The organism is Psychromonas algicola, assembly GCF_004378355.1.
Taxonomy (GTDB): Bacteria; Pseudomonadota; Gammaproteobacteria; order Enterobacterales; family Psychromonadaceae; genus Psychromonas.
Genome location: NZ_SNUB01000005.1, coordinates 84788 through 111046 on the forward strand (window position 1 = coordinate 84788; position 26259 = coordinate 111046).

Annotated in this window: 35 protein-coding genes; 29 read left to right on the top strand and 6 right to left on the bottom strand. The window is 39.2% G+C overall.

Features of this window, described 5'->3' with window-relative positions; translation table 11 throughout:
* The first annotated feature begins 11 nt into the window (after positions 1–11).
* The 24 genes from rplB to rplQ all read left to right on the top strand — a co-directional run bounded on the left by rplB (position 12) and on the right by rplQ (position 11690).
* Positions 12–839 carry a 50S ribosomal protein L2 gene (gene rplB, locus E2R67_RS03940; protein WP_134277536.1) on the top strand — a complete coding sequence of 276 codons (828 nt, stop codon included), beginning with the start codon at positions 12–14 and terminating at the stop codon, positions 837–839.
* Positions 840–853: 14 nt separating this feature from the next.
* The gene (rpsS, locus tag E2R67_RS03945; RefSeq protein WP_025563080.1) at positions 854–1129 is read left to right on the top strand and encodes a 30S ribosomal protein S19; all 276 of its coding nucleotides are present in this window, start codon (positions 854–856) and stop codon (positions 1127–1129) included.
* Positions 1130–1137: 8 nt separating this feature from the next.
* Positions 1138–1473: a 50S ribosomal protein L22 gene (gene rplV, locus E2R67_RS03950; RefSeq protein WP_025563079.1), complete on the top strand. Its 336-nt coding sequence runs from the start codon at positions 1138–1140 to the stop codon at positions 1471–1473.
* A gap of 3 nt (positions 1474–1476) precedes the next feature.
* Complete coding sequence (gene rpsC, locus E2R67_RS03955) at positions 1477–2166, top strand: 30S ribosomal protein S3 (RefSeq protein ID WP_134289634.1); 690 nt, start codon at positions 1477–1479, stop codon at positions 2164–2166.
* Positions 2167–2178: 12 nt separating this feature from the next.
* Entirely contained in the window at positions 2179–2589 is a 411-nt protein-coding gene (gene rplP / locus E2R67_RS03960) for a 50S ribosomal protein L16 (RefSeq protein ID WP_134289635.1), read from the top strand.
* On the top strand, positions 2589–2780 hold the full coding sequence (rpmC, locus tag E2R67_RS03965; RefSeq protein ID WP_028869303.1) for a 50S ribosomal protein L29: 192 nt from the start codon (positions 2589–2591) through the stop codon (positions 2778–2780). The genes rplP and rpmC overlap by 1 nt, the downstream gene beginning before the upstream one ends.
* Positions 2780–3031, top strand: a complete 252-nt coding sequence (rpsQ, locus tag E2R67_RS03970; RefSeq protein WP_134289636.1) for a 30S ribosomal protein S17 — start codon at positions 2780–2782, stop codon at positions 3029–3031. Before rpmC ends, rpsQ begins: the two co-directional genes overlap by 1 nt.
* Before the next feature lie 173 nt (positions 3032–3204).
* Positions 3205–3573, top strand: a complete 369-nt coding sequence (gene rplN, locus E2R67_RS03975) for a 50S ribosomal protein L14 (protein WP_025563074.1) — start codon at positions 3205–3207, stop codon at positions 3571–3573.
* A 10-nt stretch (positions 3574–3583) separates the two neighbouring features.
* Positions 3584–3898, top strand: coding sequence for a 50S ribosomal protein L24 (gene rplX / locus E2R67_RS03980; protein ID WP_134289637.1), 315 nt, complete (start codon positions 3584–3586; stop codon positions 3896–3898).
* Positions 3899–3910: 12 nt separating this feature from the next.
* A complete protein-coding gene (gene rplE / locus E2R67_RS03985; RefSeq protein WP_134289638.1) occupies positions 3911–4450 on the top strand; it encodes a 50S ribosomal protein L5 in 540 nt (179 codons plus the stop codon).
* Positions 4451–4461: 11 nt separating this feature from the next.
* Positions 4462–4767: a 30S ribosomal protein S14 gene (gene rpsN, locus E2R67_RS03990; protein WP_134289639.1), complete on the top strand. Its 306-nt coding sequence runs from the start codon at positions 4462–4464 to the stop codon at positions 4765–4767.
* A gap of 25 nt (positions 4768–4792) precedes the next feature.
* On the top strand, positions 4793–5185 hold the full coding sequence (gene rpsH, locus E2R67_RS03995; RefSeq protein WP_134289640.1) for a 30S ribosomal protein S8: 393 nt from the start codon (positions 4793–4795) through the stop codon (positions 5183–5185).
* Positions 5186–5195: 10 nt separating this feature from the next.
* Positions 5196–5729: a 50S ribosomal protein L6 gene (gene rplF, locus E2R67_RS04000; RefSeq protein WP_134289641.1), complete on the top strand. Its 534-nt coding sequence runs from the start codon at positions 5196–5198 to the stop codon at positions 5727–5729.
* A gap of 11 nt (positions 5730–5740) precedes the next feature.
* Entirely contained in the window at positions 5741–6091 is a 351-nt protein-coding gene (rplR, locus tag E2R67_RS04005) for a 50S ribosomal protein L18 (RefSeq protein WP_134289642.1), read from the top strand.
* Between the two features lie 11 nt (positions 6092–6102).
* Positions 6103–6603, top strand: a complete 501-nt coding sequence (gene rpsE, locus E2R67_RS04010; protein ID WP_134289643.1) for a 30S ribosomal protein S5 — start codon at positions 6103–6105, stop codon at positions 6601–6603.
* Positions 6604–6609: 6 nt separating this feature from the next.
* Complete coding sequence (gene rpmD, locus E2R67_RS04015) at positions 6610–6792, top strand: 50S ribosomal protein L30 (protein ID WP_019613693.1); 183 nt, start codon at positions 6610–6612, stop codon at positions 6790–6792.
* 2 nt (positions 6793–6794) lie between these two features.
* Complete coding sequence (rplO, locus tag E2R67_RS04020) at positions 6795–7229, top strand: 50S ribosomal protein L15 (protein ID WP_134289644.1); 435 nt, start codon at positions 6795–6797, stop codon at positions 7227–7229.
* Between the two features lie 6 nt (positions 7230–7235).
* Entirely contained in the window at positions 7236–8564 is a 1329-nt protein-coding gene (secY, locus tag E2R67_RS04025; RefSeq protein ID WP_134289645.1) for a preprotein translocase subunit SecY, read from the top strand.
* Between the two features lie 34 nt (positions 8565–8598).
* Positions 8599–8712 carry a 50S ribosomal protein L36 gene (gene rpmJ, locus E2R67_RS04030; protein ID WP_011770886.1) on the top strand — a complete coding sequence of 38 codons (114 nt, stop codon included), beginning with the start codon at positions 8599–8601 and terminating at the stop codon, positions 8710–8712.
* 138 nt (positions 8713–8850) lie between these two features.
* Positions 8851–9207, top strand: a complete 357-nt coding sequence (rpsM, locus tag E2R67_RS04035; RefSeq protein ID WP_134289646.1) for a 30S ribosomal protein S13 — start codon at positions 8851–8853, stop codon at positions 9205–9207.
* 11 nt (positions 9208–9218) lie between these two features.
* Positions 9219–9608: a 30S ribosomal protein S11 gene (rpsK, locus tag E2R67_RS04040; protein WP_019613697.1), complete on the top strand. Its 390-nt coding sequence runs from the start codon at positions 9219–9221 to the stop codon at positions 9606–9608.
* Between the two features lie 33 nt (positions 9609–9641).
* On the top strand, positions 9642–10262 hold the full coding sequence (rpsD, locus tag E2R67_RS04045; protein WP_134289647.1) for a 30S ribosomal protein S4: 621 nt from the start codon (positions 9642–9644) through the stop codon (positions 10260–10262).
* 25 nt (positions 10263–10287) lie between these two features.
* Positions 10288–11274, top strand: coding sequence for a DNA-directed RNA polymerase subunit alpha (locus E2R67_RS04050; RefSeq protein ID WP_134289648.1), 987 nt, complete (start codon positions 10288–10290; stop codon positions 11272–11274).
* 35 nt (positions 11275–11309) lie between these two features.
* The gene (gene rplQ / locus E2R67_RS04055; protein WP_028869287.1) at positions 11310–11690 is read left to right on the top strand and encodes a 50S ribosomal protein L17; all 381 of its coding nucleotides are present in this window, start codon (positions 11310–11312) and stop codon (positions 11688–11690) included.
* A gap of 89 nt (positions 11691–11779) precedes the next feature.
* Here the strand turns inward: rplQ and oxyR are convergent, their stop codons facing one another.
* A complete protein-coding gene (oxyR, locus tag E2R67_RS04060; protein WP_134289649.1) occupies positions 11780–12682 on the bottom strand; it encodes a DNA-binding transcriptional regulator OxyR in 903 nt (300 codons plus the stop codon).
* Positions 12683–12893: 211 nt separating this feature from the next.
* Between oxyR and E2R67_RS04065 the strand changes: the two genes are divergently transcribed.
* The 4 genes from E2R67_RS04065 to E2R67_RS04080 all read left to right on the top strand — a co-directional run bounded on the left by E2R67_RS04065 (position 12894) and on the right by E2R67_RS04080 (position 17156).
* Entirely contained in the window at positions 12894–13481 is a 588-nt protein-coding gene (locus tag E2R67_RS04065; RefSeq protein WP_134289650.1) for a superinfection exclusion B family protein, read from the top strand.
* A gap of 105 nt (positions 13482–13586) precedes the next feature.
* Positions 13587–14273, top strand: coding sequence for a tRNA (guanosine(18)-2'-O)-methyltransferase TrmH (trmH, locus tag E2R67_RS04070; RefSeq protein WP_134289651.1), 687 nt, complete (start codon positions 13587–13589; stop codon positions 14271–14273).
* Between the two features lie 17 nt (positions 14274–14290).
* The gene (locus tag E2R67_RS04075) at positions 14291–15760 is read left to right on the top strand and encodes a DUF2868 domain-containing protein (protein ID WP_134289652.1); all 1470 of its coding nucleotides are present in this window, start codon (positions 14291–14293) and stop codon (positions 15758–15760) included.
* A complete protein-coding gene (locus E2R67_RS04080) occupies positions 15753–17156 on the top strand; it encodes a GTPase/DUF3482 domain-containing protein (RefSeq protein ID WP_134289653.1) in 1404 nt (467 codons plus the stop codon). Before E2R67_RS04075 ends, E2R67_RS04080 begins: the two co-directional genes overlap by 8 nt.
* A gap of 7 nt (positions 17157–17163) precedes the next feature.
* On the opposite strand, the gene E2R67_RS04085 is transcribed toward E2R67_RS04080, so the two are convergent.
* On the bottom strand, positions 17164–18033 hold the full coding sequence (locus tag E2R67_RS04085; RefSeq protein WP_134289654.1) for a phospholipase A: 870 nt from the start codon (positions 18031–18033) through the stop codon (positions 17164–17166).
* Between the two features lie 236 nt (positions 18034–18269).
* Between E2R67_RS04085 and recG the strand changes: the two genes are divergently transcribed.
* Complete coding sequence (gene recG, locus E2R67_RS04090; protein WP_134289655.1) at positions 18270–20342, top strand: ATP-dependent DNA helicase RecG; 2073 nt, start codon at positions 18270–18272, stop codon at positions 20340–20342.
* A 30-nt stretch (positions 20343–20372) separates the two neighbouring features.
* On the opposite strand, the gene E2R67_RS04095 is transcribed toward recG, so the two are convergent.
* From E2R67_RS04095 to E2R67_RS04110, 4 genes are all read right to left on the bottom strand, one after another.
* Positions 20373–20888: an aggregation factor core gene (locus E2R67_RS04095; RefSeq protein WP_134289656.1), complete on the bottom strand. Its 516-nt coding sequence runs from the start codon at positions 20886–20888 to the stop codon at positions 20373–20375.
* Positions 20889–21140: 252 nt separating this feature from the next.
* Positions 21141–22544 (bottom strand): nitrogen regulation protein NR(I), encoded by a 1404-nt coding sequence (gene glnG, locus E2R67_RS04100; protein ID WP_134289657.1) that lies wholly within the window; start codon positions 22542–22544, stop codon positions 21141–21143.
* Between the two features lie 55 nt (positions 22545–22599).
* Entirely contained in the window at positions 22600–23661 is a 1062-nt protein-coding gene (gene glnL, locus E2R67_RS04105; protein ID WP_134289658.1) for a nitrogen regulation protein NR(II), read from the bottom strand.
* Positions 23662–23959: 298 nt separating this feature from the next.
* Positions 23960–26131: a glutamine synthetase III family protein gene (locus tag E2R67_RS04110; protein ID WP_134289659.1), complete on the bottom strand. Its 2172-nt coding sequence runs from the start codon at positions 26129–26131 to the stop codon at positions 23960–23962.
* Between the last annotated feature and the right edge of the window lie 128 nt (positions 26132–26259).

A 26259-nucleotide genomic window follows, 5' to 3' on the forward strand; every position in this document is an offset into this window, starting at 1 on the left:
AGGAATTATAGATGGCTATTGTAAAATGTAAGCCTACGTCTCCAGGTCGTCGCCACTTAGTTAAAGTGGTAAACAACGATCTGCATAAAGGCAAGCCATACGCTCCACTTTTAGAGTCAAAATCTAAATCTGGTGGTCGTAATAATGGCGGTCGTATTACGGTTCGACACATCGGTGGTGGTCACAAACAACACTATCGTTTAGTTGACTTTAAACGTAATAAAGATGGTATCCCAGCAAAAGTTGAGCGTTTGGAATATGATCCAAACCGTAGTGCAAATATTGCACTAGTACTTTACGCTGATGGTGAACGTCGTTACATCCTTGCCCCTAAAGGCTTGGTTGCTGGTGATGTGATCCAATCTGGTGAAGATGCACCGATCAAAGCGGGTAACTGCTTACCGATGCGTAACATTCCAGTAGGTACAACAGTACACGCTGTAGAAATGAAACCTGCTAAAGGTGCACAAATTGCACGTTCAGCTGGTGCATACAGCCAAATTATAGCTCGTGATGGTGCTTACGTTACTCTACGTTTACGTAGTGGTGAAATGCGTAAAATCCCTGCTGAGTGTCGTGCAACAATCGGTGAAGTTGGTAATGCAGAACATATGCTACGTCAATTAGGTAAAGCTGGTGCTACGCGTTGGCGTGGTGTCCGTCCTACCGTTCGTGGTGTTGTAATGAACCCAGTAGATCACCCACATGGTGGTGGTGAAGGTAAAACAAGTGGTGGTCGTCATCCTGTTTCTCCTTGGGGTGTTCCAACTAAGGGTTACAAAACTCGTAAGAACAAGAAAACTGATCAGTATATTGTTCGTCGTCGTAATAAGAAATAAGCAGAGGTATCGCCATGCCACGTTCTCTCAAGAAGGGTCCTTTCATTGACCTACACTTGCTGAAGAAGGTAGAGAAAGCGGTTGATAGCAACGAGAAAAAGCCTATTAAAACTTGGTCTCGTCGCTCAATGATCATTCCAGATATGATTGGTCTAACTATCGCTGTCCATAACGGGCGTCAACACGTTCCAGTATTCGTAACTGATGAAATGATCGGTCACAAACTGGGTGAATTTGCACCAACTCGCACTTACCGTGGCCATGTCGCGGATAAGAAAGCGAAGAAATAGAGGTAATTATGGAAGCTTTAGCTAAACATTTATACGCTCGTTCTTCGGCTCAGAAAGCGCGTTTGGTGGCGGATCAAGTACGTGGTCTTCCAGTAGAAAAAGCACTAGAACTTTTATCATACAGCCCTAAGAAAGCCGCTGTTTTGATTAAGAAAGTTGTAGATTCTGCAATTGCAAACGCCGAGCATAATGAAGGCGCTGATGTTGATGAGCTAGTTATCACAAAAATTTGTGTTGACGAAGGTCCAACAATGAAGCGAATCATGCCGCGTGCGAAAGGTCGTGCCGATCGCATAATGAAGCGTTCTTGCCATATCACAGTAGTGGTATCAGACAGGGGTTAAACAATGGGACAGAAAGTTCATCCTAACGGTATTCGCCTAGGTATCACTAAAGCATTTAGCTCTACTTGGTATGCAGGCAAAAAAGAATTTGCAGATAACTTATACAGTGATTTTCAAATCCGTAAATTCTTAACAGAGAAATTGAAAAATGCTTCTTTGTCTAAAATTACTATTGAACGTCCAGCGAAAAGCGTACGTGTGACTATTCACACAGCTCGTCCTGGTGTTGTAATTGGTAAAAAAGGTGAAGATGTTGAGTTACTACGTACAGCTATTGCTAAAATGGCCGGCGTTCCAGCTCAAATCAATATCTCAGAAGTTCGTAAACCTGAACTTGACGCAAAACTAGTTGCAGATTCTATCTCTTCTCAGTTAGAGCGTCGTGTTATGTTCCGTCGTGCTATGAAGCGTGCGGTACAAAATGCTATGCGTCTAGGCGCTAAAGGTATTAAAGTTCAAGTTAGTGGTCGTCTTGGTGGTGCAGAAATCGCTCGTGACGAATGGTATCGTGAAGGCCGTGTGCCGCTACATACTCTTCGTGCCGATATTGATTACTCAACATCAGAAGCATTGACTGTTTACGGTATCATTGGTGTTAAGGTTTGGATATTTAAAGGCGAAATTCTTGGTGGTTTACCACTTCAACAAGAAGAGCAGCCAGCTAAACCAAAACGCAAAGGCCGCGGTAAGTAGGAGAAATACGCTATGATGCAACCAAAACGTATGAAGTTCCGCAAAATGATGAAGGGCCGCAACCGTGGTCTTTCTAAAGGTGCGGAAGTAAGCTTTGGCGAATTTGGACTAAAAGCTGTCGGTCGTGGTCGAATTACTGCTCGTCAAATTGAAGCAGCACGTCGTGCAATGACTCGTCATGTTAAACGTCAAGGTAAAATCTGGATCCGTGTGTTTCCTGATAAGCCGATTACCAGCAAGCCTTTAGAGGTTCGTCAAGGTAAAGGTAAAGGTAACGTGGAATATTGGGTTGCTCAAACTCAACCAGGTAAAGTTCTTTATGAAATGGAAGGTGTTCCAGAAGCATTAGCTCGTGAAGCATTTGCTCTTGCAGCAGCTAAATTGCCAGTGGCAACAACTTTCGTAACTCGTAAGGTGATGTAATGAAAGCTAACGAACTTAAAGAAAAAAGCGTTGAAGAGCTTAATGCTGAACTTCTAAACTTATTACGTGAGCAATTTAACTTACGTATGCAGTTAAACACAGGTCAGTTAGAAAAGCCGCACTCAATTAAACAAGTGCGTCGTGACATCGCCCGTGTTAAGACAGTATTAAATCAGAAGGCAGGTGCGTAATGAGCGAAACTAATACTCGTACTCTTCAAGGTAAAGTTATCAGTGCAAAAATGGAGAAATCTATTGTTGTAGCGATTGAACGTAAAGTGAAGCACCCGTTATACGGTAAATTCATGAAGCGTACTACTAAGCTACATGCACATGATGAAACTAACCAATGTAGTGAAGGTGACATTGTACTAATTAGTGAATGTCGTCCTCTATCTAAGAAAAAATCTTGGACATTGGATAAAATCGTAACCAAAGCATAATTAACTTTTTAAGTTAATTTAGTTTGATTACATAAGCGAAACGGTACTCATTTTATGGGTGCCGTTTTTTTAGACTATCTTTCTATAAAAGTTGGTGGTATGATGCCGCTCCCTGAATTTAAGGGAACACGACTCAATTAGAGAGTATCAATAGTAAATAGCGGAGCACTATAATGATCCAAATGCAAAGTGTGCTAGATGTCGCCGACAATAGTGGCGCTCGACGCGTAATGTGTATTAAGGTCCTTGGTGGCTCGCATCGCCGTTATGCAGCAATCGGTGACATCATCAAAGTTTCTGTGAAGGAAGCAATTCCTCGTGGGAAAATTAAAAAAGGTGATGTTCATTCAGCTGTGGTAGTGCGTACCAGAAAAGGTGTACGTCGTCCCGATGGTTCTGTTATTCGATTTGATCGCAACGCTGCGGTTATCTTGAATGCAAACAACCAGCCAGTCGGTACACGTATCTTTGGCCCTGTAACCCGTGAGCTACGAAATGAAAATTTCATGAAGATAGTTTCACTGGCGCCAGAAGTACTGTAAGGAACCGAAAATGGCAGCAAAAATAAAACGTGACGATGAAGTAATTGTTATTGCCGGTAAAGATAAAGGTAAAACTGGGAAAGTTTCTCAAGTTTTAGCTAACGGTAAAGTAATTATTGAAGGTGTAAATGTTCAAAAGAAACACCAAAAGCCAAACCCTCAAGCGGGTGTGACTGGCGGAATCATTGAACAAAACGCACCGATCGAAGTATCAAATGTTGCGATCTACAACTCGGCAACGAGTAAAGCAGATCGTGTTGGTTTTAGAATTGAAGACGGACAAAAAGTACGTTTCTTCAAGTCTAATAATGAACTTGTGAAGTAACTGGAGTTTACGATGGCGAAACTGCATGATTTCTATAAAGACAACGTGGTGTCTGATTTGCAAAAGCAATTCGACTATACGTCTGTCATGCAAGTCCCTCGAATAGAGAAAATCACCCTTAATATGGGTGTTGGTGAAGCACTGGCTGATAAAAAAGTCCTAGAGCACGCTGCGTCAGATATGGCAGCAATCTCAGGTCAAAAGCCAATGATCACTAAAGCACGCCGCTCTGTGGCAGGCTTCAAAATTCGTGAAGGCTACCCGATTGGTTGTAAAGTAACACTACGTGGAGCACGTATGTGGGATTTCTTTGAGCGTTTGGTAACAATCGCTATCCCTCGTACTCGTGATTTCCGTGGCCTGAATGCTAAGTCATTCGATGGTCGTGGTAACTACTCTATGGGTGTTCGTGAGCAAATCATTTTCCCTGAAATCGATTACGATAAAGTTGATAAAGTACGTGGTTTAGATATCACAATTACTACTTCAGCTAAATCTGATGAAGAAGCTCGCGCGTTGTTAACAGCGTTCAACTTCCCATTCCGTAAGTAAGGAGTTAGAAAATGGCTAAGCAATCAATGAAAGCGCGTGAAGTAAAACGTGAGAAGCTAGTTGCAAAGTTCGCTGAAAAGCGTGCAGCATTAAAAGCAACTATCAGCAATGTGAATACTTCTGACGAAGATCGTTGGAACGCAGTGTTAGAGCTTCAATCGCTACCTCGTGATTCAAGTTCAGTACGTCAACGTAACCGTTGTAACGTAACTGGTCGTCCACATGGTTATCTTCGTAAATTTGGCATGAGCCGTATTAAGGTTCGTGAACATATGATGCGCGGAGAAATCCCTGGCCTGAAAAAAGCCAGCTGGTAATCAATTAATCACGGAGTAAATAGTTATGAGCATGCAAGATCCTATTTCGGATATGCTAACGCGTATTCGTAACGGTCAAGCAGCAAGCAAAGTATCTGTTAAGATGCCTTCTTCTAAGCAAAAAGTTGCAATTGCAGCTGTGCTTAAAGCAGAAGGTTACATTACAGATTTCGCTGTTGCTGGTGACACAAAGCCTGAATTAGAAGTTACTTTAAAGTACTTCGAAGGCAAAAAAGTAATCGATACTATTAAACGAGTAAGCCGCCCAGGTCTTCGTATCTATAAAGGTACAAACGATCTTCCTAAGGTTATGGCTGGTTTAGGTATTGCGATTGTTTCAACTTCTCAAGGTGTAATGACTGACCGAGCTGCGCGTAATGCAAGCATCGGCGGTGAGATCATCTGTTACGTATCTTAAGGAGTAATCTATGTCTCGTATAGCAAAGGCACCGATTACTGTACCTTCTGGCGTTGAAGTAAAAGTAAATGGTCAAGAGATCACTGTAAAAAGTGGTAAAAGCGAATTAGTTCGTACTCTTAATGATGCAGTTGTTGTTAATTTAGAAAACGGCGTATTAACATTCTCACCTGTTGAAGGTGTTTCTGGCGCATGGGCACAAGCAGGTACTGCACGTGCTAACGTTAACAACATGGTTGTAGGTGTAACTGAAGGCTTTAAGAAGACTCTTCTTCTTCAAGGTGTTGGTTACCGTGCACAAGTTAAAGGTCAAGATGTAAACCTAACTTTAGGTTTCTCTCACCCTGTTGTATACACTTTACCTCAAGGTGTTTCTGCGACGGCTCCTAGCCAAACAGAAATCGTTCTTGAAGGTGCAAGTAAAGAACAAGTAGGCCAAGTAGCTGCAGAGATTCGTGCATTCCGTCCACCAGAGCCTTATAAAGGTAAAGGTGTTCGTTACGCTGATGAAAATGTGCGTCGTAAAGAAGCGAAGAAAAAGTAAGGTAAGACACTATGGATAAGAAAGCATCTCGTCTTCGTCGTGCTACTCGCACACGTAAGAAATTGCAAGATCTTGGTGCAACTCGCCTTGTGATCAACCGTACACCTCGCCATACTTACGCGCAGGTAATTACAGCAGACGCACAAGTCGTAGCAAGCGCTTCTACATTAGAAAAAGAAGTGCGTGCACAAGTTAAAAACGGTGGTAATAAAGAAGCAGCTCAACTAATTGGTAAATTAGTTGCAGAGCGTGCGGTAGAGAAAGGAATTTCTAAAATTTCTTTTGACCGTAGCGGTTTCCAATACCATGGTCGTGTTGCTGCACTAGCTGATTCAGCTCGTGAAGCTGGTCTACAGTTCTAAGGGTACAGACTATGTCAAAAGTAGAATCTCAAACCGGTGATCTGAACGAAAAGCTAATCGCAGTAAACCGTGTTTCAAAAGTAGTTAAAGGTGGTCGCATCTTTAGCTTTACAGCACTAACTGTTGTTGGTGATGGTAAAGGTCGTGTTGGTTTCGGCTATGGTAAGGCACGTGAAGTTCCAGCAGCTATTCAAAAAGCTATGGAAAAAGCACGTCGCAATATCAGCGAAATTCAATTAAAAGGTAACACTCTGCAACACCCAGTTAAAGGCCGTCATTCTGGCTCTAAGGTGTACATGCAACCAGCATCGGAAGGTACTGGTATCATCGCAGGTGGTGCAATGCGTGCCGTGTTAGAAGTTGTTGGTGTACAAAACGTACTATCAAAAGCTTACGGCTCAACTAACCCAATTAACGTTGTTCGCGCTACGATGGATGCACTAGAGAGTATGAACTCTCCTGAGCAAATCGCAGCTAAGCGTGGCTTAAACGTTAGTGATATTCTGGGGTAATTCAGCATGGCTACTAAAACGATTAAAGTAACTCAAACCAAAAGTGCAATTGGCCGTTTACCAAAGCACCGTGCAACAATCACAGGTCTAGGCCTGCGTCGCATCGGTCATACTGTTGAGTTGGAAGATACTCCAGCAGTACGTGGTATGGTTAATAAAGTTTACTATATGGTTAAGGTTGAGGGGTAATTATGAAACTAAATACTCTATCTCCAGCTGCTGGTTCTAAACCAGCACGTAAACGTGTCGGTCGTGGTATCGGTTCTGGACTAGGTAAGACAGGTGGCCGCGGTCACAAAGGTCAAAAATCTCGTTCAGGCGGTACTGTACGTCCTGGTTTTGAAGGCGGTCAAATGCCATTAAAACAACGTTTACCAAAATTCGGTTTTACGTCTCGTAAATCTCTAGTTAGCGGTGAAGTTCGTTTGAACGAAATTGCTAAAGTAGAAGGCGATATCGTAACTCTAGAAACGTTGAAACAGGCAGGTCTACTAACAAACAATACTAAGTTTGCTAAAGTAGTTCTATCTGGTGAAATCTCTCGCTCAGTAACAGTACAAGGCCTTGGTGTAACTAAAGGTGCTCGTGCTGCAATTGAAGCGGCAGGCGGAAAAATCGAGGAATAATAGGCAATGGCTAAGAAACCAGGGTTAGATCCAAAAGCGGCACAAGGAAGCAATTTAAGCGAACTTAAAACTCGTTTACTATTTGTTTTAGGCGCTATATTAGTGTTCCGTGCAGGTTCTTTTGTACCAATTCCTGGTATTGACGCCGCTGTCCTAGCTGATTTATTCGAACAGCAAAAGGGTACCATCATAGAAATGTTTAACATGTTCTCTGGTGGTGCGCTTGAGCGTGCTTCTATCTTTGCATTGGGTATTATGCCGTACATTTCGGCATCTATTATTATCCAACTGTTAACGGTAGTTCATCCTCCTTTAGCTGAGCTAAAAAAAGAGGGTGAGTCTGGTCGTCGTAAGATAAACCAGTACACACGTTACGGTACTTTGGTATTAGGTACATTCCAAGCAATTGGTATTGCGACAGGTTTGCCAACGATGGTGCCTGGACTTGTTGAAAATCCAAGTCTAAGCTTCTACATCACGGCAGTTGTAAGTCTAGTAACAGGAACTATGTTCCTTATGTGGCTAGGTGAACAAATAACTGAACGCGGTATTGGTAATGGTATTTCTATCATTATTTTTGTAGGTATTATTGCTGGGTTGCCATCGGCAATCGGGCAAACTGCTGAGCAAGCACGTCAAGGTGAAATTCATCTTTTAGTGTTACTCGCATTAATTGTTATCGTTTTTGCAACTACTGCTTTTGTAGTATTTGTTGAACGTGGTCAACGACGTATCGTTGTTAACTACGCAAAACGTCAACAAGGCCGTAAGGTTTTTGCAGCTCAAAGCACACATCTTCCATTGAAATTAAATATGGCTGGTGTAATTCCTGCAATTTTTGCCTCGAGTGTTATCTTATTTCCTGGTACTATTGCCCAGTGGTTTGGTCAGACTGAAGGTTTAAGTTGGTTATCGGATGTTTCTTTGGCGTTACAGCCAGGACAACCGTTGCATATGATGTTATATGCAGCCGCTATTATCTTCTTTTGCTTCTTTTATACTGCACTTACGTTTAATCCACGTGAGACAGCAGATAATTTGAAGAAAAGCGGTGCCTTTATCCCAGGAATCCGTCCAGGAGAACAAACATCACGTTACATTGATAAAGTGATGACTCGCCTAACTTTAGCTGGCGCGTTATATATCACCTTTATCTGTTTGATTCCCGAGTTTATGATGGTAGCAATGAATACGCAGTTCTACTTCGGTGGTACATCGTTATTAATTATCGTTGTTGTTATTATGGACTTTATGGCACAGGTGCAGACTCATTTGATGTCTAATCAATATGATTCTGTCTTGAAAAAAGCTAACTTGAAAGACTACGGTAAATAACCAAGTCTGATAGTTATAATCACGGAGTGTTGCAATGAAAGTTCGTGCATCCGTTAAAAAAATCTGTCGTAACTGCAAAGTTATCAAACGCCACGGTGTGGTGCGAGTTATCTGCGTAGAGCCAAAGCATAAACAACGCCAAGGCTAATCTTGCAAAGATTTTGGATATATCAAGCAGCTTAGATGATTAATTTCTTCTAAGCTGTGTTTTGTTTGCTAATTTATCATTTGTCGAGTATCCTACCGGGCTTTTCGCAAATGAATCGTTAACTTTAAGGAGTGCATAGTGGCCCGTATCGCTGGCATTAACGTTCCTGATCATAAGCATGCAGTTATCGCATTAACTGCTATTTTTGGCATCGGCAAAACTCGTTCACAGATTATCTGTGCTGAGTCAGGTGTTGCTGAAACTACTAAGCTTAAAGATCTGGATGAAACACAAATCGAAGCTCTTCGTACAGAAGTAGCTAAATTCGCCGTTGAAGGTGATTTACGTCGTGAAGTATCTATGAGCATCAAGCGTCTAATGGACCTTGGTTGTTACCGTGGACTTCGTCATCGTCGCAGCTTGCCTGTACGTGGACAGCGTTCTAAAACGAATGCTCGTACCCGTAAAGGTCCGCGCAAAGCAATTAAGAAATAGGGTAAGAGATCATGGCTAAAACACCAACTCGTGCTCGCAAGCGCGTTAAAAAGCAAGTTGCAGATGGCATGGCTCATATCCATGCTTCTTTCAACAACACAATCGTAACTATTACAGACCGTCAAGGTAATGCTCTTTCTTGGGCTACTGCAGGTGGTTCTGGTTTCCGTGGTTCTCGTAAATCTACTCCGTTCGCTGCGCAGGTTGCTGCTGAACGTGCTGCTGAAGCAGCTAAAGAGTACGGTCTTAAAAACGTAGAAGTTTTTGTAAATGGACCTGGACCTGGTCGTGAATCTTCGATTCGCGCACTAAACGCGGCGGGTTTCCGTGTAACTAATATTACTGACGTTACGCCGATCCCACACAATGGTTGTCGACCACCAAAGAAACGTCGCGTTTAATCGCAACTTTCTAAGGTAATTGGAGAAAGAACAATGGCAAGATATTTAGGTCCTAAGCTTAAGCTTAGCCGTCGTGAAGGAACTGATTTATTCTTAAAATCAGGTGTCCGCGCGATCGATTCTAAGTGTAAAATCGAAAACGCACCGGGTGTACATGGTGCGCGTAAACCACGTCTATCAGACTACGGTTTACAATTACGTGAAAAGCAAAAAGTACGTCGTATGTACGGTGTACTAGAAAAGCAATTCCGTAACTACTATAAAGAAGCTGCTCGTTTACAGGGCAACACTGGCGAAAACTTACTTCAACTTCTTGAAGGCCGTTTAGACAATGTTGTTTACCGTATGGGTTTCGGTGCTACTCGTGCTGAATCACGTCAACTAGTTAGCCATAAAGCTATCCTAGTAAACGGTAAAGTTGTAAATATCCCATCTTTCAATGTGAAAGCTGGTGATGTTATCGCAATTCGTGAAAAAGCTAAAAAGCAAGCACGTATTGGCGCTGCACTAGAAATTGCTGGTCAACGTGAAGCCCTTGGTTGGGTTACTGTTGATACAACGAAGATGGAAGGCGCATTTGCTCGTCAACCTGAACGTTCAGATTTATCTGCTGAGATTAACGAACAGTTAATCATCGAGCTTTACTCTAAGTAAAGTTAACTGCTAAGAGAGGACACAAATGCAGGGTTCTGTAATTGATTTTCTAAAACCAAGATTAGTTGATATCGAACAAATTTCAACAACTAGAGCTAAAGTGGTTCTTGAGCCACTAGAGCGTGGTTTCGGCCACACTTTAGGTAATGCTCTTCGTCGCATTTTGTTATCATCTATGCCGGGAACGGCGGTAACAGAAGTCGAAATTGATGGTGTACAACATGAGTACAGCACAAAAGAAGGCGTACAAGAAGATATCCTTGAGATACTTCTTAACCTTAAAGGTCTAGCTGTAAAACTTGAAGGTAAAAACGAAGTTTTAGTTAGTTTAACTAAATCTGGCGCTGGTCCTGTTACTGCAGGCGACATCATTCATGATGGTGATGTAGAGATAGTCAACCCAGAACATGTGATCTGTAATTTAACAGGCAATGCTGAAATCAGCATGCGTATTAAAATTGAATCAGGTCGCGGTTATGTTCCAGCTTCAACGCGTATTCATAGCGAAGAAGATGAGCGTCCAATTGGTCGTCTACTAGTAGATGCGACTTTTAGCCCTGTTGAGCGTATTGCTTACAGTGTTGAATCAGCTCGTGTTGAACAGCGTACCGATTTAGACAAGCTTGTTATCGATATGGAAACAGATGGTACTTTAGAGCCTGAAGAAGCAATTCGTCGCGCAGCTACAATTTTAGCTGAGCAATTAGACGCATTTGTTGATTTACGCACGACTTATGAAGCACCTGTTGTTGATGCGAAACCTGAGTTTGATCCAATTCTTTTACGCCCAGTAGATGATTTAGAACTAACTGTTCGTTCTGCTAATTGTTTAAAAGCAGAGTCGATTCACTATATCGGTGATCTAGTACAACGTACTGAAGTTGAGTTACTTAAAACACCTAACTTAGGTAAGAAGTCTCTAACTGAAATCAAAGATGTTCTTGCATCACGTGGACTGTCTCTAGGCATGCGCTTAGAAAACTGGCCACCAGCAAGTTTAATCGAAGATTAGTCTAAAACCGATTTACGAATAATAAGGATTAGGTTATGCGCCATCGTCAAAGTGGACGTCAACTTAACCGAAACAGCAGCCACCGTCAGGCTATGTTTCGTAATATGGCAATCTCTATTGCTACGCATGAAGTTATTAAAACTACCGTGCCTAAAGCAAAAGAATTGCGCCGTGTAATTGAGCCATTAATTACATTAGCTAAAACGGATAGCGTTGCTAACCGTCGTTTAGCATTTGCTCGTCTTCGTGATGATGCAGTAGTAGCAAAATTATTTAATGAACTAGGTCCTCGCTACGCGACTCGTCCTGGTGGATACACTAGTATCATTAAATGTGGTTTCCGTACTGGTGATAAAGCTCCTATGGCTTACATCCAGTTCGTTGACCGTCCAGTTGTGGCTGACGAAGAAGCGTAAGCTTTTTCATAGTTGCATAAAAAAAGCCGAACTTATGTTCGGCTTTTTTGTTTCTGCTTGTTTATTTTTGTTTTAAGCGCCCTCTTTCTCTAATATTCAGCCAGTCTTTCAGCAACGGCTGTATGTATTAGTTGTGCTAATTGATCAAAACAAACCTGACGTGCGCTGTTATTTCTGCTCAATAAAGTAATGGTACGAACTGGGCTTGGAGATTGAAAAGGTACGTACTTAACCCCTGATTGATGACGATTTAATGGTATCGACAATTGTGGTAATAAAGTTAATCCGTTTTCAGCACTGATCATATGACGCAAAGTTTCTAAACTTGTCGCTTTAAAACTGTTGTCTTCAATGGCGCCAGCTGTAAAACAAAATCCTAATGCTTGATCTCGTAAACAGTGACCATCCGCTAGCATAAGCACATGTTCTCCGCTTAATTCATTAAGATCTATCATTTCCTTTTCTGACCATGGATGTTTATCTGATAAAGCGAGCTCTAAAGGTTCATCATATAAGTCTAGTTTATTAAACGTTTCCATCCCCGGTAATAAAGCCAGTAATAAGCAGTCTAATTCACCTTCTTCTAATTGCTTAAGTAACACGTGAGTTTGATTTTCATGCAGGTAAAGCTCTAAATCAGGAAACGTCTGTTTAATGATTGGTATTATAACGGGTAGTAAATAAGGGGCCACCGTTGGTATTAATCCAATGTGTAAAGTTCCACGCATTGGCTCATTATGGCTTTTTGCAATCTCTTTTAAGGATTTAGCTTCTAGTAATATAGTTTTGGCCTTGGCAACGATGTCTAAGCCCGCTGGTGTAAAAATAACTTTACGAGACGAACGCTCCATTAGCTGTACATTCAATTCGTCTTCTAGTTTTTTAATTTGTCCGCTTAGGGTGGGCTGACTTACAAAACATTTATCTGCAGCTTTTCTAAAATGCTTTAATTCTTCTAATGCAATTAAGTACTCAAGATCTCTGAAGTTCATACACTATCCTATTTAAACTTGTTATTTTTAATAGCTTTACTCTATCATAATTTTGTAAAAGTGGTTTTATTGTTAATCAAACTTGCTATTAAATTGAGGTCTATACCTGCCATGATAAATAGCTTATCTATTTAATCTACTTTAGTGATTGTTTTGGCATAGTTCATGCTTTATTAGGTATGTGTGACAAACTATTGGCGAGGAATAGATTATGAAAGAATTTTTACACCGAGTAAGTGAACGACAAGGCATTACAGCAACCATGTTGTGGATGTGTTTCAGCTGTGCTGTGTTATTGGTGATGCCAAGCTCTTTGTTTTCGCTGAATAACTCAGATCTTCTACCAAATACTTATTCTCCTTATTTGTGGATCTTAGCTTTATTGACGGGTTCGTATTTGTTAACTCGTTTGTTTACTTTCTTATTTGCACGTCTTACTAAGCATTATGATGACCAATATTTATCTGCTCGTCGTAATAAGATGATCCGCCAGCTTGATTTTGAAGAAAAAGCCTTACTACGTGAATTTATCATTCAACGTAAAACCGTGTTAGCGTTACCGCTGAATGAACCTGCTGTTAATAACCTATTAGCATCGGGTGTATTGGCTCCTGCTTATGAAACGCAAGAGATCAAAGGTGCTACACGTATTATTAAGTTGTCTATTGCCATTGAAGCACGTGAGCAACTTACCCATAAAGTCATTGGCTTACCTGTCGGAAAATTGACTGAAGCTGAAGCAGAATTGCTTAAGGCTGCTCGCCCAGAATATGCACGTAGTAATTACATTGCTTTATAACTTTATTTTTAGTGTCAGAAAATAAGTTTGTTTTTTGACACACCTTTAGCCCCTGCCAATAATTCTATATAATCACCTCTTTTACCGTTTACTGTGTGAGAGAGTATGACTCCTGAGCGTTTTGCCCGAATAACTTCAATGTTAAATCGTCGCCAACCAGATTTAACCGTTTTTATGGAACAAGTTCATATGCAGCATAATTTAGCTGCGATTGTGCGTACAGCTGATGCTATTGGCATTAATAATGTACATGCAACTTGGGACATAGATTCAACGCGAATTTCTCGTAACGTCGCTTCTGGAAGCCAAAAATGGGTTAATGTTCATTCTCATGATAATGTACAAGATGCTGTGGCAGTAATGCGTGAACAAGGTATGCAAATTATTGCCACTAACTTATCTGATACTGCAATAGATTTTAGAGAAGTGGATTATACTAAACCTACTGCCATTATTATGGGACAAGAAAAATTTGGGATCAGTCAAGAAGCGCTTGCCTTAGCCGATCAAGATGTGATTATTCCAATGGTTGGTATGTGCCAATCATTAAATGTGTCGGTAGCTTCTGCGTTGATTATGTATGAAGCACAGCGTCAACGAGAAATCGCAGGACTGTATGATCTAGATTGTCGTTTGCCTAAAGAAGAGCAGCATCGAATTTTATTCGAAGGTGGTCACCCTATATACCGTCAGCTTTGCCGAGAGAAAAATTTACCTTATCCTCCTCTTGATGACGAGGGGCAAATTGATGCATCGGAAGATTGGTGGAATGCTATTCGTGGTCGCAAATAAATAATGGAGAATACTTGATGGACTTATACCAACGCCATTTATTAACGGAAGGTATTCGTGTCATTGAAAAAACAGCTCCTTCTGACAAATTTAAAGCGCCATATCAGAACTTAAAGTTTGAGGATGCCGTCTTAAAGCGTACTGATCTTGCTGAATTACGTTACCAAACAGCACCTATTTTTAATCACTTCAAATACTTAATTAATTTATTAAGTGGATTAATGTGTTTTGTCTTTTTAATTTTAGGGGCAACAAGTATTTCACAGTTGTTAGTGAATGAGAACAATAGCCAGATTAACTTTTTTTGGGCACTTTTATTATTCATTGTGCCTAACTTTCTCTCTCTTTTACTTTGGTTTTTTCTATACTTTAAATCTAAAGTGGTTAATTTTACTTGGGTGGCCAGTTTCAGTTTGTCACTGATAAGTTTGCTAGATAAATTACAACATAAAATAACAACTCAACATTTATATTATCCTGCTCTTTTTCAATATTACTTCGATCATCGCTTTGGTAGTTATTTAGGACGTTCTCAATTCTCCTTTATGAGTCACTTTTGGTGGTGTAGTTATTTGCTAGGAGCGACATTCTCGTTATTGCTTGTATTGGCAACACATCAAGTTGATTTTATTTGGCAAACGACAATACTAAACGAAGATGCTTTTTTATGGTTAACACAATTACTTACCTATTTACCTGAGCTGCTTAATATTTCAGTACCTAGTGTTAAGGAAGTCGCTTATGCGAGTATCAATGCAGTAAATTCAGTGGACATGGCTCAATATAATCGTGTTAACTGGTCTAATTTATTAATTTTTAGCTTAGTTATTTATGCGTTAATGCCACGTTTAATTTTAACTTTCATTTTTTATCGTCGAATTAAATATAAGCAGAAAAATTTTAAACCTGATTTTACTTTGCCTTACTATTTGCAATTAAAAAATATAATCCATCCGATTATGAATGCTCGATTTATTAAGGATGCAGATAGGCAGATTTCTGAGAATACCAACAAAAGGATTCCAGCGGCTGATTTTAATCACAATATGAGTATGCCATTAGATGCTTTTCCGATTGCGATTGAGTTAACACAACAGGCTTATCAAGATGCTTTAAAGATTGTTAACGCGCATTACTCTGTGAAATTGTTGAATATAATTGATAGAGAAAGCGAAGAAAAAGTGTTATCTGCTTTAGCGTCTTCACATCTTTCTGGTCTTATTGTGTTTGTTGATATCGCTCGTTTACCCGATCGAGGGTGGTTAACATTAATCAAAAAATGTAGTGATAAAATAAGCGGTGAAATGTATCTGGTCATATTAGGGCAGGAAACAGTGGATAAAAATCCTCGGTTATTTGCTCGTTTGCAAAATTGGATTGAAATCGCGGTTAAAGCCAATATTAGTGAAAAAAATATGACTTATATTATCGGTGAGCAGCATGAAGATAATCCAAAGGGCACTCATGAAGGAACTGAATATGAATAAACATTTATTGTCAGTTGCGGTAGTTGGGCATGCTAACACAGGTAAAACTTCATTAATCCGCACATTATTGCGCGATGCCAGTTTTGGGGATATTGCTGATAAAGCTGGAACAACGCGCCATGTTGAGGGCGCTGAAATCCGTATCGATGATAATCATAACTTGGTTATTTACGATACTCCTGGGTTAGAGGATTCTATTCATCTATTAAGTCTACTTGATTCAGATTTTGCTAAATTATCATCTGCAGGTTATGAGGATGGTATTGATCGCTTGTTAGCTTTTATTCAACGTGAGCATGAATTTCCAGAACTAGATCAAGAGATCAAAGTACTGAAAGCTTTGTTGAGTAACGATTTGATTTTTTATGTTATCGATGTAAGAGAGCCCATTTTAGGCAAATACAGAGATGAGTTAAAAATTCTAAGTTATGCTGCGAAACCTATTATACCTGTACTTAATTTTATTGAAGCTGGAGAAGCAAATATTAGTGTATGGCAGGCGCAACTTGCACGATTGAATTTACATGCTTTTGTAAGCTTTGATAGTGTTGTATTTCGATTTTCAGATGAAATGAAGATCTATCAAAAAATGCAAAGTTTACTCGCAGATTATGACCTGCAACTTGAAGCGTTAATTCAACAGCGTCAACTACAATGGTTACAACGCGAAAAAGCTGCGCAACAATTGATAGCAAGTCTGCTGGTAGAAGTGGCCGCTTGTCGTTTTAAAGCTGTTAATAACGAAGAGAGTATTCAACAAGTCAGTGAGCAATTACAAGCTAATGTACGTCTGTTAGAAAGCCAAACTTTAACTCAATTATTAACCTTATATCAGTTTAAACAACATGATATTGATCTCTATGAATTACCGATCCAAGAAGGGCAATGGAAGTTAGATCTTTTTTCTGCTGATAACTTACAAGAGTTTGGTATTAAGGCAACTAGTAACTTTGTAAAAGGTGCCGGTGTTGGAGTTGCTGTTGATTTAGTTGCCGCAGGCATGACATTAGGTGCTGCTGCTGTCGTTGGCGGTGTGGCAGGCGTTCTGTGGGGGGTAAAACAACGTTATTATGATGAGTTACAGGCTAAACTAAAAGGGCATCGTTACTTATGTGCTGATGATATTACCCTACAAGTGTTATGGAAACGACAGTTACATTTATTATCAGTGTTACAGCAACGAGGACATGCGAGCGTTAATAAAATGTCTATTGATGGTAGTGCTTTAAATGAAACTGGCTTACCTAAAGCATGGGCTAAGTGGTTAAAATCAGCGCGACAACACCCTCAATGGGCTAGCTTAAATGAGAGTGATCAACCTTTGTTTACAAATAAAAAAAGCGCTTTAATCAAAGAGATTACAGAGCATTTAATTCAAATTGTTAAATTGAAGTAGTTAGGCTTTATAGGAAGTCGATAACGGAGATACCAATACCTATCGTATTAGTATGCACGTTATACTCAATCAGACTGTTTCCATATCCAGAAAAAGCTTGTATATAACCCTTAAAACTACCAAGAACAGGAAAGCTCCAAGATAACGACACCGAACCTTTAGTGAATCGGCTTTGTATATTGTTTCGACTTGTTATGGAGAAGGTATGACCATCTTTTGAATAAGCGAATGATATAGTTCCATTTCCATAGTAATCTAATATATCTGGGTTATTATCTTCCGAGTCATCTAATCGACGCCAATATTTTCCTGCAATATAGAAATTATTATTCTCAAATACAGCGCCTGCATAAGATCGATTCCAGCTGCGAGAATCAGGTAAAGAAAGGCCATTAGATTGATGAACTAAACCTAAACTAAAGCGTTTAATTATCCAGTCTGTACCAAGAAAAGAATATTCATTATAAGGTTGCCAATATAAAAAGGTTTCTGGTTCATAGTTTGTTTCGCGAAAAGGGGATGAAAAGTCACTGTTATAAGCCTGCCAAAAAGACACTTGAGTGTAAGCAATATAAGCTGACAGAGGGAAGTCACCAATACGGCTAAACATAGGTACTTTAAAACTAACTTGATACTTTATTTCGGTGCTTTGAGCTGGCGTAATGCCATTTTCATCTTGATAAACTAAATAATCTTGGATCTTTTCGTTAAAATTAAATGGTAATAAGTAGGTTGGCTTATGAGGAAGCATAGGAAATTGAGCCGTAGACTCGCCGCTTGAGAATTGATCAAAAGCACTAATTTCAGAAAATGCAGTGGGACTGAAAAAAAGAATAGTCCAAAAAATAAAATGTATTTTTTTAATTTTAAAAAACATTAATTATTGTCCTTTACCTATGTAAAAAATATACTCACGAATATTTTAATTGTAAGCGTGTTTACATTATTTTTGAGCCGCTATATGTTTACTTACTATTAAGATTCAATAAACTAAGTAAATTTTTCAAAATTAAGACTGTAGGCTTTTGTATTATATAGTTAACCTGTAAAAGAAGTCTAAAATAATTGTAAACACTTATAATTTATTAAATTCATCAACTGCTAGGATAAAAAATGAAATTAAATAAGATACCTTTATCCGCTTTAAAAGGAGTTGGTGCCAAAGTTGCCGAAAGACTTAGTAAAATAGGCCTGAACTCAGTAGAAGATATACTGTTTCACTTGCCATTACATTATCAAGATCGTACTCGACTTTACCCAATAAAAGATATTAAAGATGGAATGCAAGTTTCGATCCAAGGTGAAATTGTGAGTTGCCAAGTACAATTTGGAAAGCGTCGTATATTAAAATGCAAAATTAGTGATGGAGAAGGGATGGCTACTCTGAACTTTTTCCATTTTAATGCTGGCCAAAAAAATAGTTTTAAAGAAGGGCAATGGATAAAGTGCTTTGGTGAATTTAGACGAGGTTATCAAGGTTTAGAAGTCACACATCCTGATTACTCTTTAGTAAATGACAATATAACAACGCAAGTAGAGGAAGTGCTCACACCTATTTACCCTACGACAGAAGGCTTGAAACAAAATAGCCTGCGTCAATTAACAGAGCAAGCTCTCCAGCACCTTCAACAAAATAGTGTAGAAGAACTGATCCCAACTGCCCTTTTATCACACCCTATTAGCTTATTTGATGCATTAATGACAGTCCATAGGCCGTCACCAGAAACCGATATTAGCCAGCTAGAAGATCGAACACATCCAGCGCAACAACGTTTAATTATTGAAGAATTATTAGCACAGCAAATTAGTATGTTAGCGTTAAGGGAGCAGGCACAACAATATAAGTCTCCTTGTTTAAAAGGAACAGGTGAGTTATCTAAAAAACTATTAGATCAATTACCCTTTTCTCCAACCGGTGCACAGCAACGTGTTAATCTTGAAATTCAACAAGACTTAGCACTCAATTTACCTATGATGCGTTTAGTGCAAGGTGATGTGGGATCAGGTAAAACCTTGGTTGCTGCTTTAGCTGCATTAGCGGCCATTGAAGCAGGGTATCAAGTTGCGTTAATGGCACCGACGGAATTACTAGCAGAACAACACTTATTAAACTTTCAAAATTGGTTTGAGCCTTTAGGCATTCGTGTTGGAATGCTTTCAGGCAAAATGAAAGTAAAAGAAAAACGTGACCAATCTGAGAATATTGCGCTAGGTCTATCGAAAATGGTGGTGGGAACCCATGCTTTATTTTCTGATAATGTTCAATTTCAAAACCTCGCTCTAATTATTGTTGATGAGCAACATCGTTTTGGCGTACATCAACGTTTATCTTTACGTGAAAAGGGCATTAATAACGGATTAGTACCACATCAATTAACTATGACTGCAACGCCTATTCCGCGTACGTTAGCAATGACTGCGTATGCAGATTTAAGTGTTTCTGTCATTGATGAATTGCCACCAGGTCGAACCCCTATCACGACGGTCGCATTAGCAGATACTCGAAGAGATGAAATTATTCAACGAGTATATCAAGCTTGTAAAAATGAAGACAGACAAGCGTATTGGGTGTGTACCCTAATTGAAGAATCAGAAGCATTGGAGTGCCAAGCCGCAGAGGATACAGCTAATAGTTTGCAACTCGCATTAACTGATTTACGAATTGGGTTAGTTCACGGCAGAATGAAGGCGGCAGAAAAACAATATGTTATGGATGCGTTTAAAGCAGGTGAATTAGATTTATTAGTGGCAACCACTGTGATTGAAGTAGGAGTAGATGTTCCTAATTCAAGTTTGATGGTGATTGAAAATCCAGAGCGCTTAGGCTTAGCACAATTACATCAATTACGTGGCCGTGTTGGCCGAGGTAATATCACGAGTCATTGTGTTTTATTATATAAATATCCGTTATCCAAAACGGCGTTAAAACGACTTAATGTATTACGTGAAAGTAATGATGGATTTTATATTGCGGAACAAGATCTTGCTATTCGTGGACCAGGTGAAGTATTGGGAACCAAACAAACTGGGATTGCTGATATGAAAATCGCTGATTTATTACGAGATCAAGCTCTTATTCCACAAGTTCAGCAGTTAGCGTTAACCTTAATAAAATCAAATCCAGAATATATTAAACCGTTAGTTGAAAGGTGGTTAGGCGATAAACCTGTTTATGCACAGGTTTAGTATGCTTACTTTGCTATTTTTTGCATCTAGTTAACAAGGTGGAAGTAATGCTAGAGCTTCGCCTTTATTATTAAATGAGGCTGCAGATATTTGTTTGTTTTCAGTTGTGATTTGAATGTTTGCATTGGTGATTTCAGATCCAGAAACTCGAATATTTCCCAGTTCGCTACGTACCAGCGTATCGTCTACATCAATGGTGAAACTGACGTGATCCTTTGCATTTAGGGTTGTAATGCTTAAGGAGAGTAATGAGTCACCGTCTTTTACATCGGTAGAGGTGAGTTTCAAATTTCCCCTTGTGATCTGAAAAGGTTGGAACACTTCCACTCCTGCGCCAGTTGCTGTCGTATCAAATATAAGCTTTCCAACGCTGTTTGATAGATCAATATTAACCGTTAAATCCTTCAACATACATTGACCGGTGTTGGTTAATACGAATTTATCTTTGGGTGCGCTTTCAAAAAAAGTGACTTCAATATTGGCATGAGCGAACTGACTTACAAATAAATATGTAAAAGAGAGGATAGATAAGCGAATATTAAACATAGTACTTTTCCTTGATCGTTAATTATTGATCCATCATTGATTATATTAACGTTTGAGATGGCTATAGGGATCACTTTATAGGGGAAAGACTAACGGGATTATTTTATTCGAGAAAGGCTTTTGTAATAAAAGATGTAAGTAAGGTTACAAGCTAATTGAAGTGAGTGTTTAACAGTCAATATGTTTAGTTCATCATTATAGTGGATTTGAACATCTACAAACTCCAATGTTCAAATCCTTGCTGTGAGCTCGCTATTCAGTAAGGTTTAATTCCTTTAACTTACGTGTCAGGGTATTACGCCCCCAACCTAATAACTTAGCGGCTTCATGTTTTTTACCTTGAGTATGCTTAAGAGCACTCTGTAACATTATTTTTTCAACTTCAGGCAATAGCTCGCCTAAAATATTGGTTTCACCATTTCTTAATTGCGCATCGGCCCATTGTTTTAGGCTTTCTTGCCATAACAAAGGTTCGCCTGCTTGTTGTGGTGCTTCCTGTTCACTAAGCTCTGGAGGTAAGTCACTTATATGCACTTCTTGTCCACTGGCCATTACTGTTAACCAACGACAAATATTTTCTAATTGGCGTACATTACCCGGCCAAGGCAAGTTGCTTAGATATTCTAGAGTTGGTTTAGTTAATTGTTTGCTTTCAACATTCAGTTCGCTAGCAATTTGATTTAAAAAGTAATTTGCTAATAACGGTATATCTTCACGTCGCTCTCGTAATGCAGGAAGTTGTAAACGAATAACATTTAAACGATGAAATAAATCTTCTCGAAAATCGCCACTTTTTACTTTTTCTTCTAAATTTTGATGAGTTGCTGCAATGATACGTACATCAACTTTAATCGCTTGGTGTCCACCTACACGATAGAATTGACCATCGGCTAAGACTCGTAATAGACGTGTCTGTACATCTAACGGCATATCACCAATTTCATCTAAAAATAGTGTTCCACCATCGGCTTGCTCGAAGCGTCCTTGCCGATTCGATGCCGCACCGGTAAACGCTCCTTTTTCATGGCCAAATAATTCCGCTTCAATTAATTCTTTAGGGATTGCTGCCATATTGAGTGCGATGAAAGTTTCTTCTTTACGTGGGCTGTGTTTGTGTAAAGCTTGTGCAACTAATTCTTTACCTGTTCCCGATTGGCCGTTAATTAATACACTCATACTCGAACGAGATAAACGCCCTATGACTCTAAATACTTCTTGCATTGAAGGCGCTTCACCAATGATTTCAGGTGTCGCTAACAGAGATTGTTCATTAGGTTTTTTCTGCTGTTTTAATTCTTTACTATGATTTAAAGCGCGTTTGATTAGCGCTGTCGCTTCATGGATATCAAAAGGCTTAGGTAAATATTCAAAGGCACCACTTTGATAAGCATTAACTGCGCTATCTAAGTCAGAATGCGCGGTCATTATAATAATTGGGATAAGTGGGTAGCGCTGATGAATCTTTTGCATTAGCTCTAAACCATCAATCCCTGGCATACGAACATCTGAAATAATAATCTCAGGTTGCTCTATTAATAATTGTTGCCATAAGCATTCAGCATCAGGAAAGCTAGCATATTCAATGTTTTCTGCTTTTAATGTGCGTTCTAATACCCAACGAATGGCGTGGTCATCATCTACAATCCAAGCGGCCATTTTGATTCCTTATTTTTATTATTTTACTTTATTTTTTTAAAGACAAATTGAACTCTTACATCGGTAAATAAATAGCAAATTCCGTAAGACCTTTAGCGCTGTTAAATTCAATTCGACCATGATGTTGTTTTATTAATTCTTGTGCGATTGATAATCCTAATCCTGTACCGTCTTTACGCCCTGTTACCATTGGATAGAAAAGAGTGTTTCTTAGATGCTCTGGTATACCAGGGCCCGTATCAATAATTTTAACTTCAGTTGCTAAGCGCTGCGGTAAACCGTTAATTGTTATTTGATGCGCTGTACGTGTTCGTAAGGTAACAGTATGCTCTCCTTGTTCATTTTGCAAAGCTTGTACAGCATTTTGTACTATATTGAGAAAAGCTTGTTGCAAGAGATCTGTTTGCATTTCGAAATCAGGAATACTTGGGTCATAATCCATTTGAATAGTGACGTTGTTAGGCAAATCTAAATTAACCAGCTTACGTACTTTTTCTAATACAGAGTGAATATTATGTATGCTTTTTGTACCTATTTTTTGTGGTCCTAAAAGTCGGTTCACTAATGCGCTTAAACGGTCTGCTTGTTCAATAATAATCTGTGTAAATTCTTTTAATTCAGGGTTTGGCAACTCTGATTCTAGTAATTGTGCTGCACCACGTAAACCGCCTAAAGGGTTTTTAATTTCATGGGCTAAACCGCGTACAAGTTCTTGTGCGGCTTTTTGTTGATGTTCTTGATAATGAACTTGGCTAATGCGTTTTTGCTGATCGATTCCACGCATTTCTATGATCACATACTCTTCGGTTTTAAGTCCTAAGTAACTTGCACTTAAATTGATTAAAAGTGGATGACCGTCTACAAGTAATGTGATTTCATTTTCAGTAAAAGAAGATTTTTCACCTAATAAGTTTTCAATAGAATCCGTTGAAAAATGAAATTGTTCTGCAAGTGTTTTTAAATTTTGTTGATATAAACGTTGTTTACTTTGCGAAAGTAGCTGCTCACTGGCTGGATTTGCATAAATTAAGTTCAGAGAGGCATCTAAGGCTACAAAAGCGGTTTTAGCTTCTTCAAGAAAAATAAATGTAAGGTTTGTGCTGGGTTCATTAAACATATTTTTAAAATCTAATTAATTAAAGGTGCACTGGAAAACTTCATTATATAAAACCTTAATAGCGTTAGAGATTGCCAGTCATATAAAGAGCTTGGGTAATAAAGAGTCATACTATAAACACAACTTAAATTAGGTTGTTAGTATTTAATGTAATATATGATCATTTATTAAGGAAAGTATTGATTGAAACCTTTTATTTAAATCAATATTGATGCGTTTTTAAATGAATAAAAGAGCAAGAAGTGAGAGATGCTCACTTCTTGCTTGGCCTTAGTACTTAAATTATTGAGTACTGCTATTACTTAATAAATAACATTTCTTGATATTTAGGTAATGGCCATAGTTCATCTGCAACTAATAATTCAAGTGCATCTGCGTGAGTACGTACTTCTACCATTAATGGAATAAGTGTATCTGCACTATGACGCATATGTGCTTCAGCATCAGCGAAGTCATGTTTAGTTACTTCAGCTTCAAGCTTAGTGACTGCTGCTAATAAACCATTTGTGTGCTCAGCAACTTCTTTAGTGATTGTTGTATCTAATTCAATCCCTAAGTCTGCAACTGATACAGATGCATGAGTTAGCTCTGATAAGTAAGCAATTGCTGCTGGGTAAATTTTAGTTTTTGCAATGTCAGCAACTAATTTTGATTCAACTTCAATTGTTAAGTTGTACTGTTCTGCATAAACTTCGTAACGGCTTTCTAGTTCAACTGGTGATAAAACACCTGTTCTTTCGAATAAACCAACAATATTTTCAGACATGAAGTGTGGAAGTGCATCCGCTGTTGTAGGGATGTTTAATAAACCACGCTCTTCAACTGCAGCTTTATGCCATTCTGAAGAATAACCGTCACCGCCAAATACTGCATTACCGTGCTCTTCCATTAACTCTTTTAATACAGAGATAACAGCAGCAGTTTGATCTTGTTTAGCTAATGCTACTTCTAACTTATCAGCAATCCAGTTTAGTGAATCAGCAAGCATAGTGTTCATTGCGACTAATGGACCAGAAACTGATTGTGATGAACCAACTGCACGGAACTCAAAACGGTTACCAGTGAAAGCAAATGGTGAAGTACGGTTACGGTCACCTGGATCACGGTCAAAGTTAAGAATTTGAGCAAGACCTAGGTCCATTTCGCCGCCATCTGTAGAGCCAGTTAATTTACCTGCTTTGATGTCTTCGAATACTTTCTCTAATTGGTCACCTAAGTAAACTGACATAATTGCTGGTGGAGCTTCATTTGCACCTAAACGATGATCATTTGACGCCGTTGCAATAACTGCACGCAATAAAGGACCGTATTTATGTACACCACGAATAACCGCACCACAGAATAATAAGAATTGTAAGTTGCTGTGAGGCGTTTTACCTGGATCAAGTAAGTTACCTTGTGTGCTGTTACCAACAGACCAGTTAACGTGTTTACCTGAACCATTAATGCCGGCAAATGGTTTTTCATGTAATAGACATAGGAAGCCGTGCTCTTTCGCAGTTTGCTTCATTGTTGTCATTAATAATTGCTGTTGGTCAGCACCTACGTTTGCTGCGCCGTAGTAAGGAGCAATTTCAAATTGACCTGGTGCAACTTCGTTATGGTGAGTTTTAGCTGGGATACCTAACTTGTATAGTTTGTCTTCAAAGTCTTGCATGAACACTTGAACACGAGCTGGGATTGCACCGAAGTAATGGTCATCAAATTGTTGACCTTTAGCTGGTGAAGCACCAAATAAAGTACGGCCTGCTAATAGTAGATCAGGACGTGCATTAGCAAAGTTTTCATCTACTAAAAAGTATTCTTGCTCTGGACCACAGCTTGAGTTTAAGTCTGCAATCTCAGTCTCACCCATTAATGAAAGTACTTTTTGAGCAGCTTCATTCATTGCTGAATTAGAGCGTAAAAGTGGGATTTTTTTATCTAGCGCTTCACCAGTCCAAGACATGAATACACTTGGGATCATTAATGTTGCACCATTCGCTGTTTGCTGAATGTATGCAGGGCTTGTTGGATCCCATGCAGTATAACCACGTGCAGCGTTAGTCATACGTAGGCTACCATTAGGGAAAGAAGAACCATCTGGTTCGCCTTTAATTAATAATGTGCCTGTGAATTCGTTAATTGCAGCGCCATCTGAATTGGTTAGAATAAATGCATCATGTTTTTCAGCTGTTGCATTCGTCATTGGGTAGAAAACGTGAGAGAAAAATTTAGCACCTTTAGATAAAGCCCAATCTTTCATTGCAGCAGCAACAATATCTGCAGTCGCAGCGTCTAATGCTTTACCTGTTTGAACTGTCTTTTTAATCGCTTTAAAAGCGCTTTTAGACAATGCTTCTTCCATTTTTTGGAAGTTAAAAACGTCTGTTGCCCAAATTTTACTTAGTGGCTCAGTTAGAGCGACCTCTTTTGGTGCACGATTAGTAATTTGCTCAATTGCTTGAAGGCGGACTTGATTTCCACTCATGTAAGGCTCCTGCTTGTTATACATAGCGTTGTTGCTAACAACGTAGTGATTGAAAAAGGTTTAAACGTAAAAATTACTATAAATAAAGCAAGAAATAGACCATGTTGGTTAAAATTTGAGTGCAACTG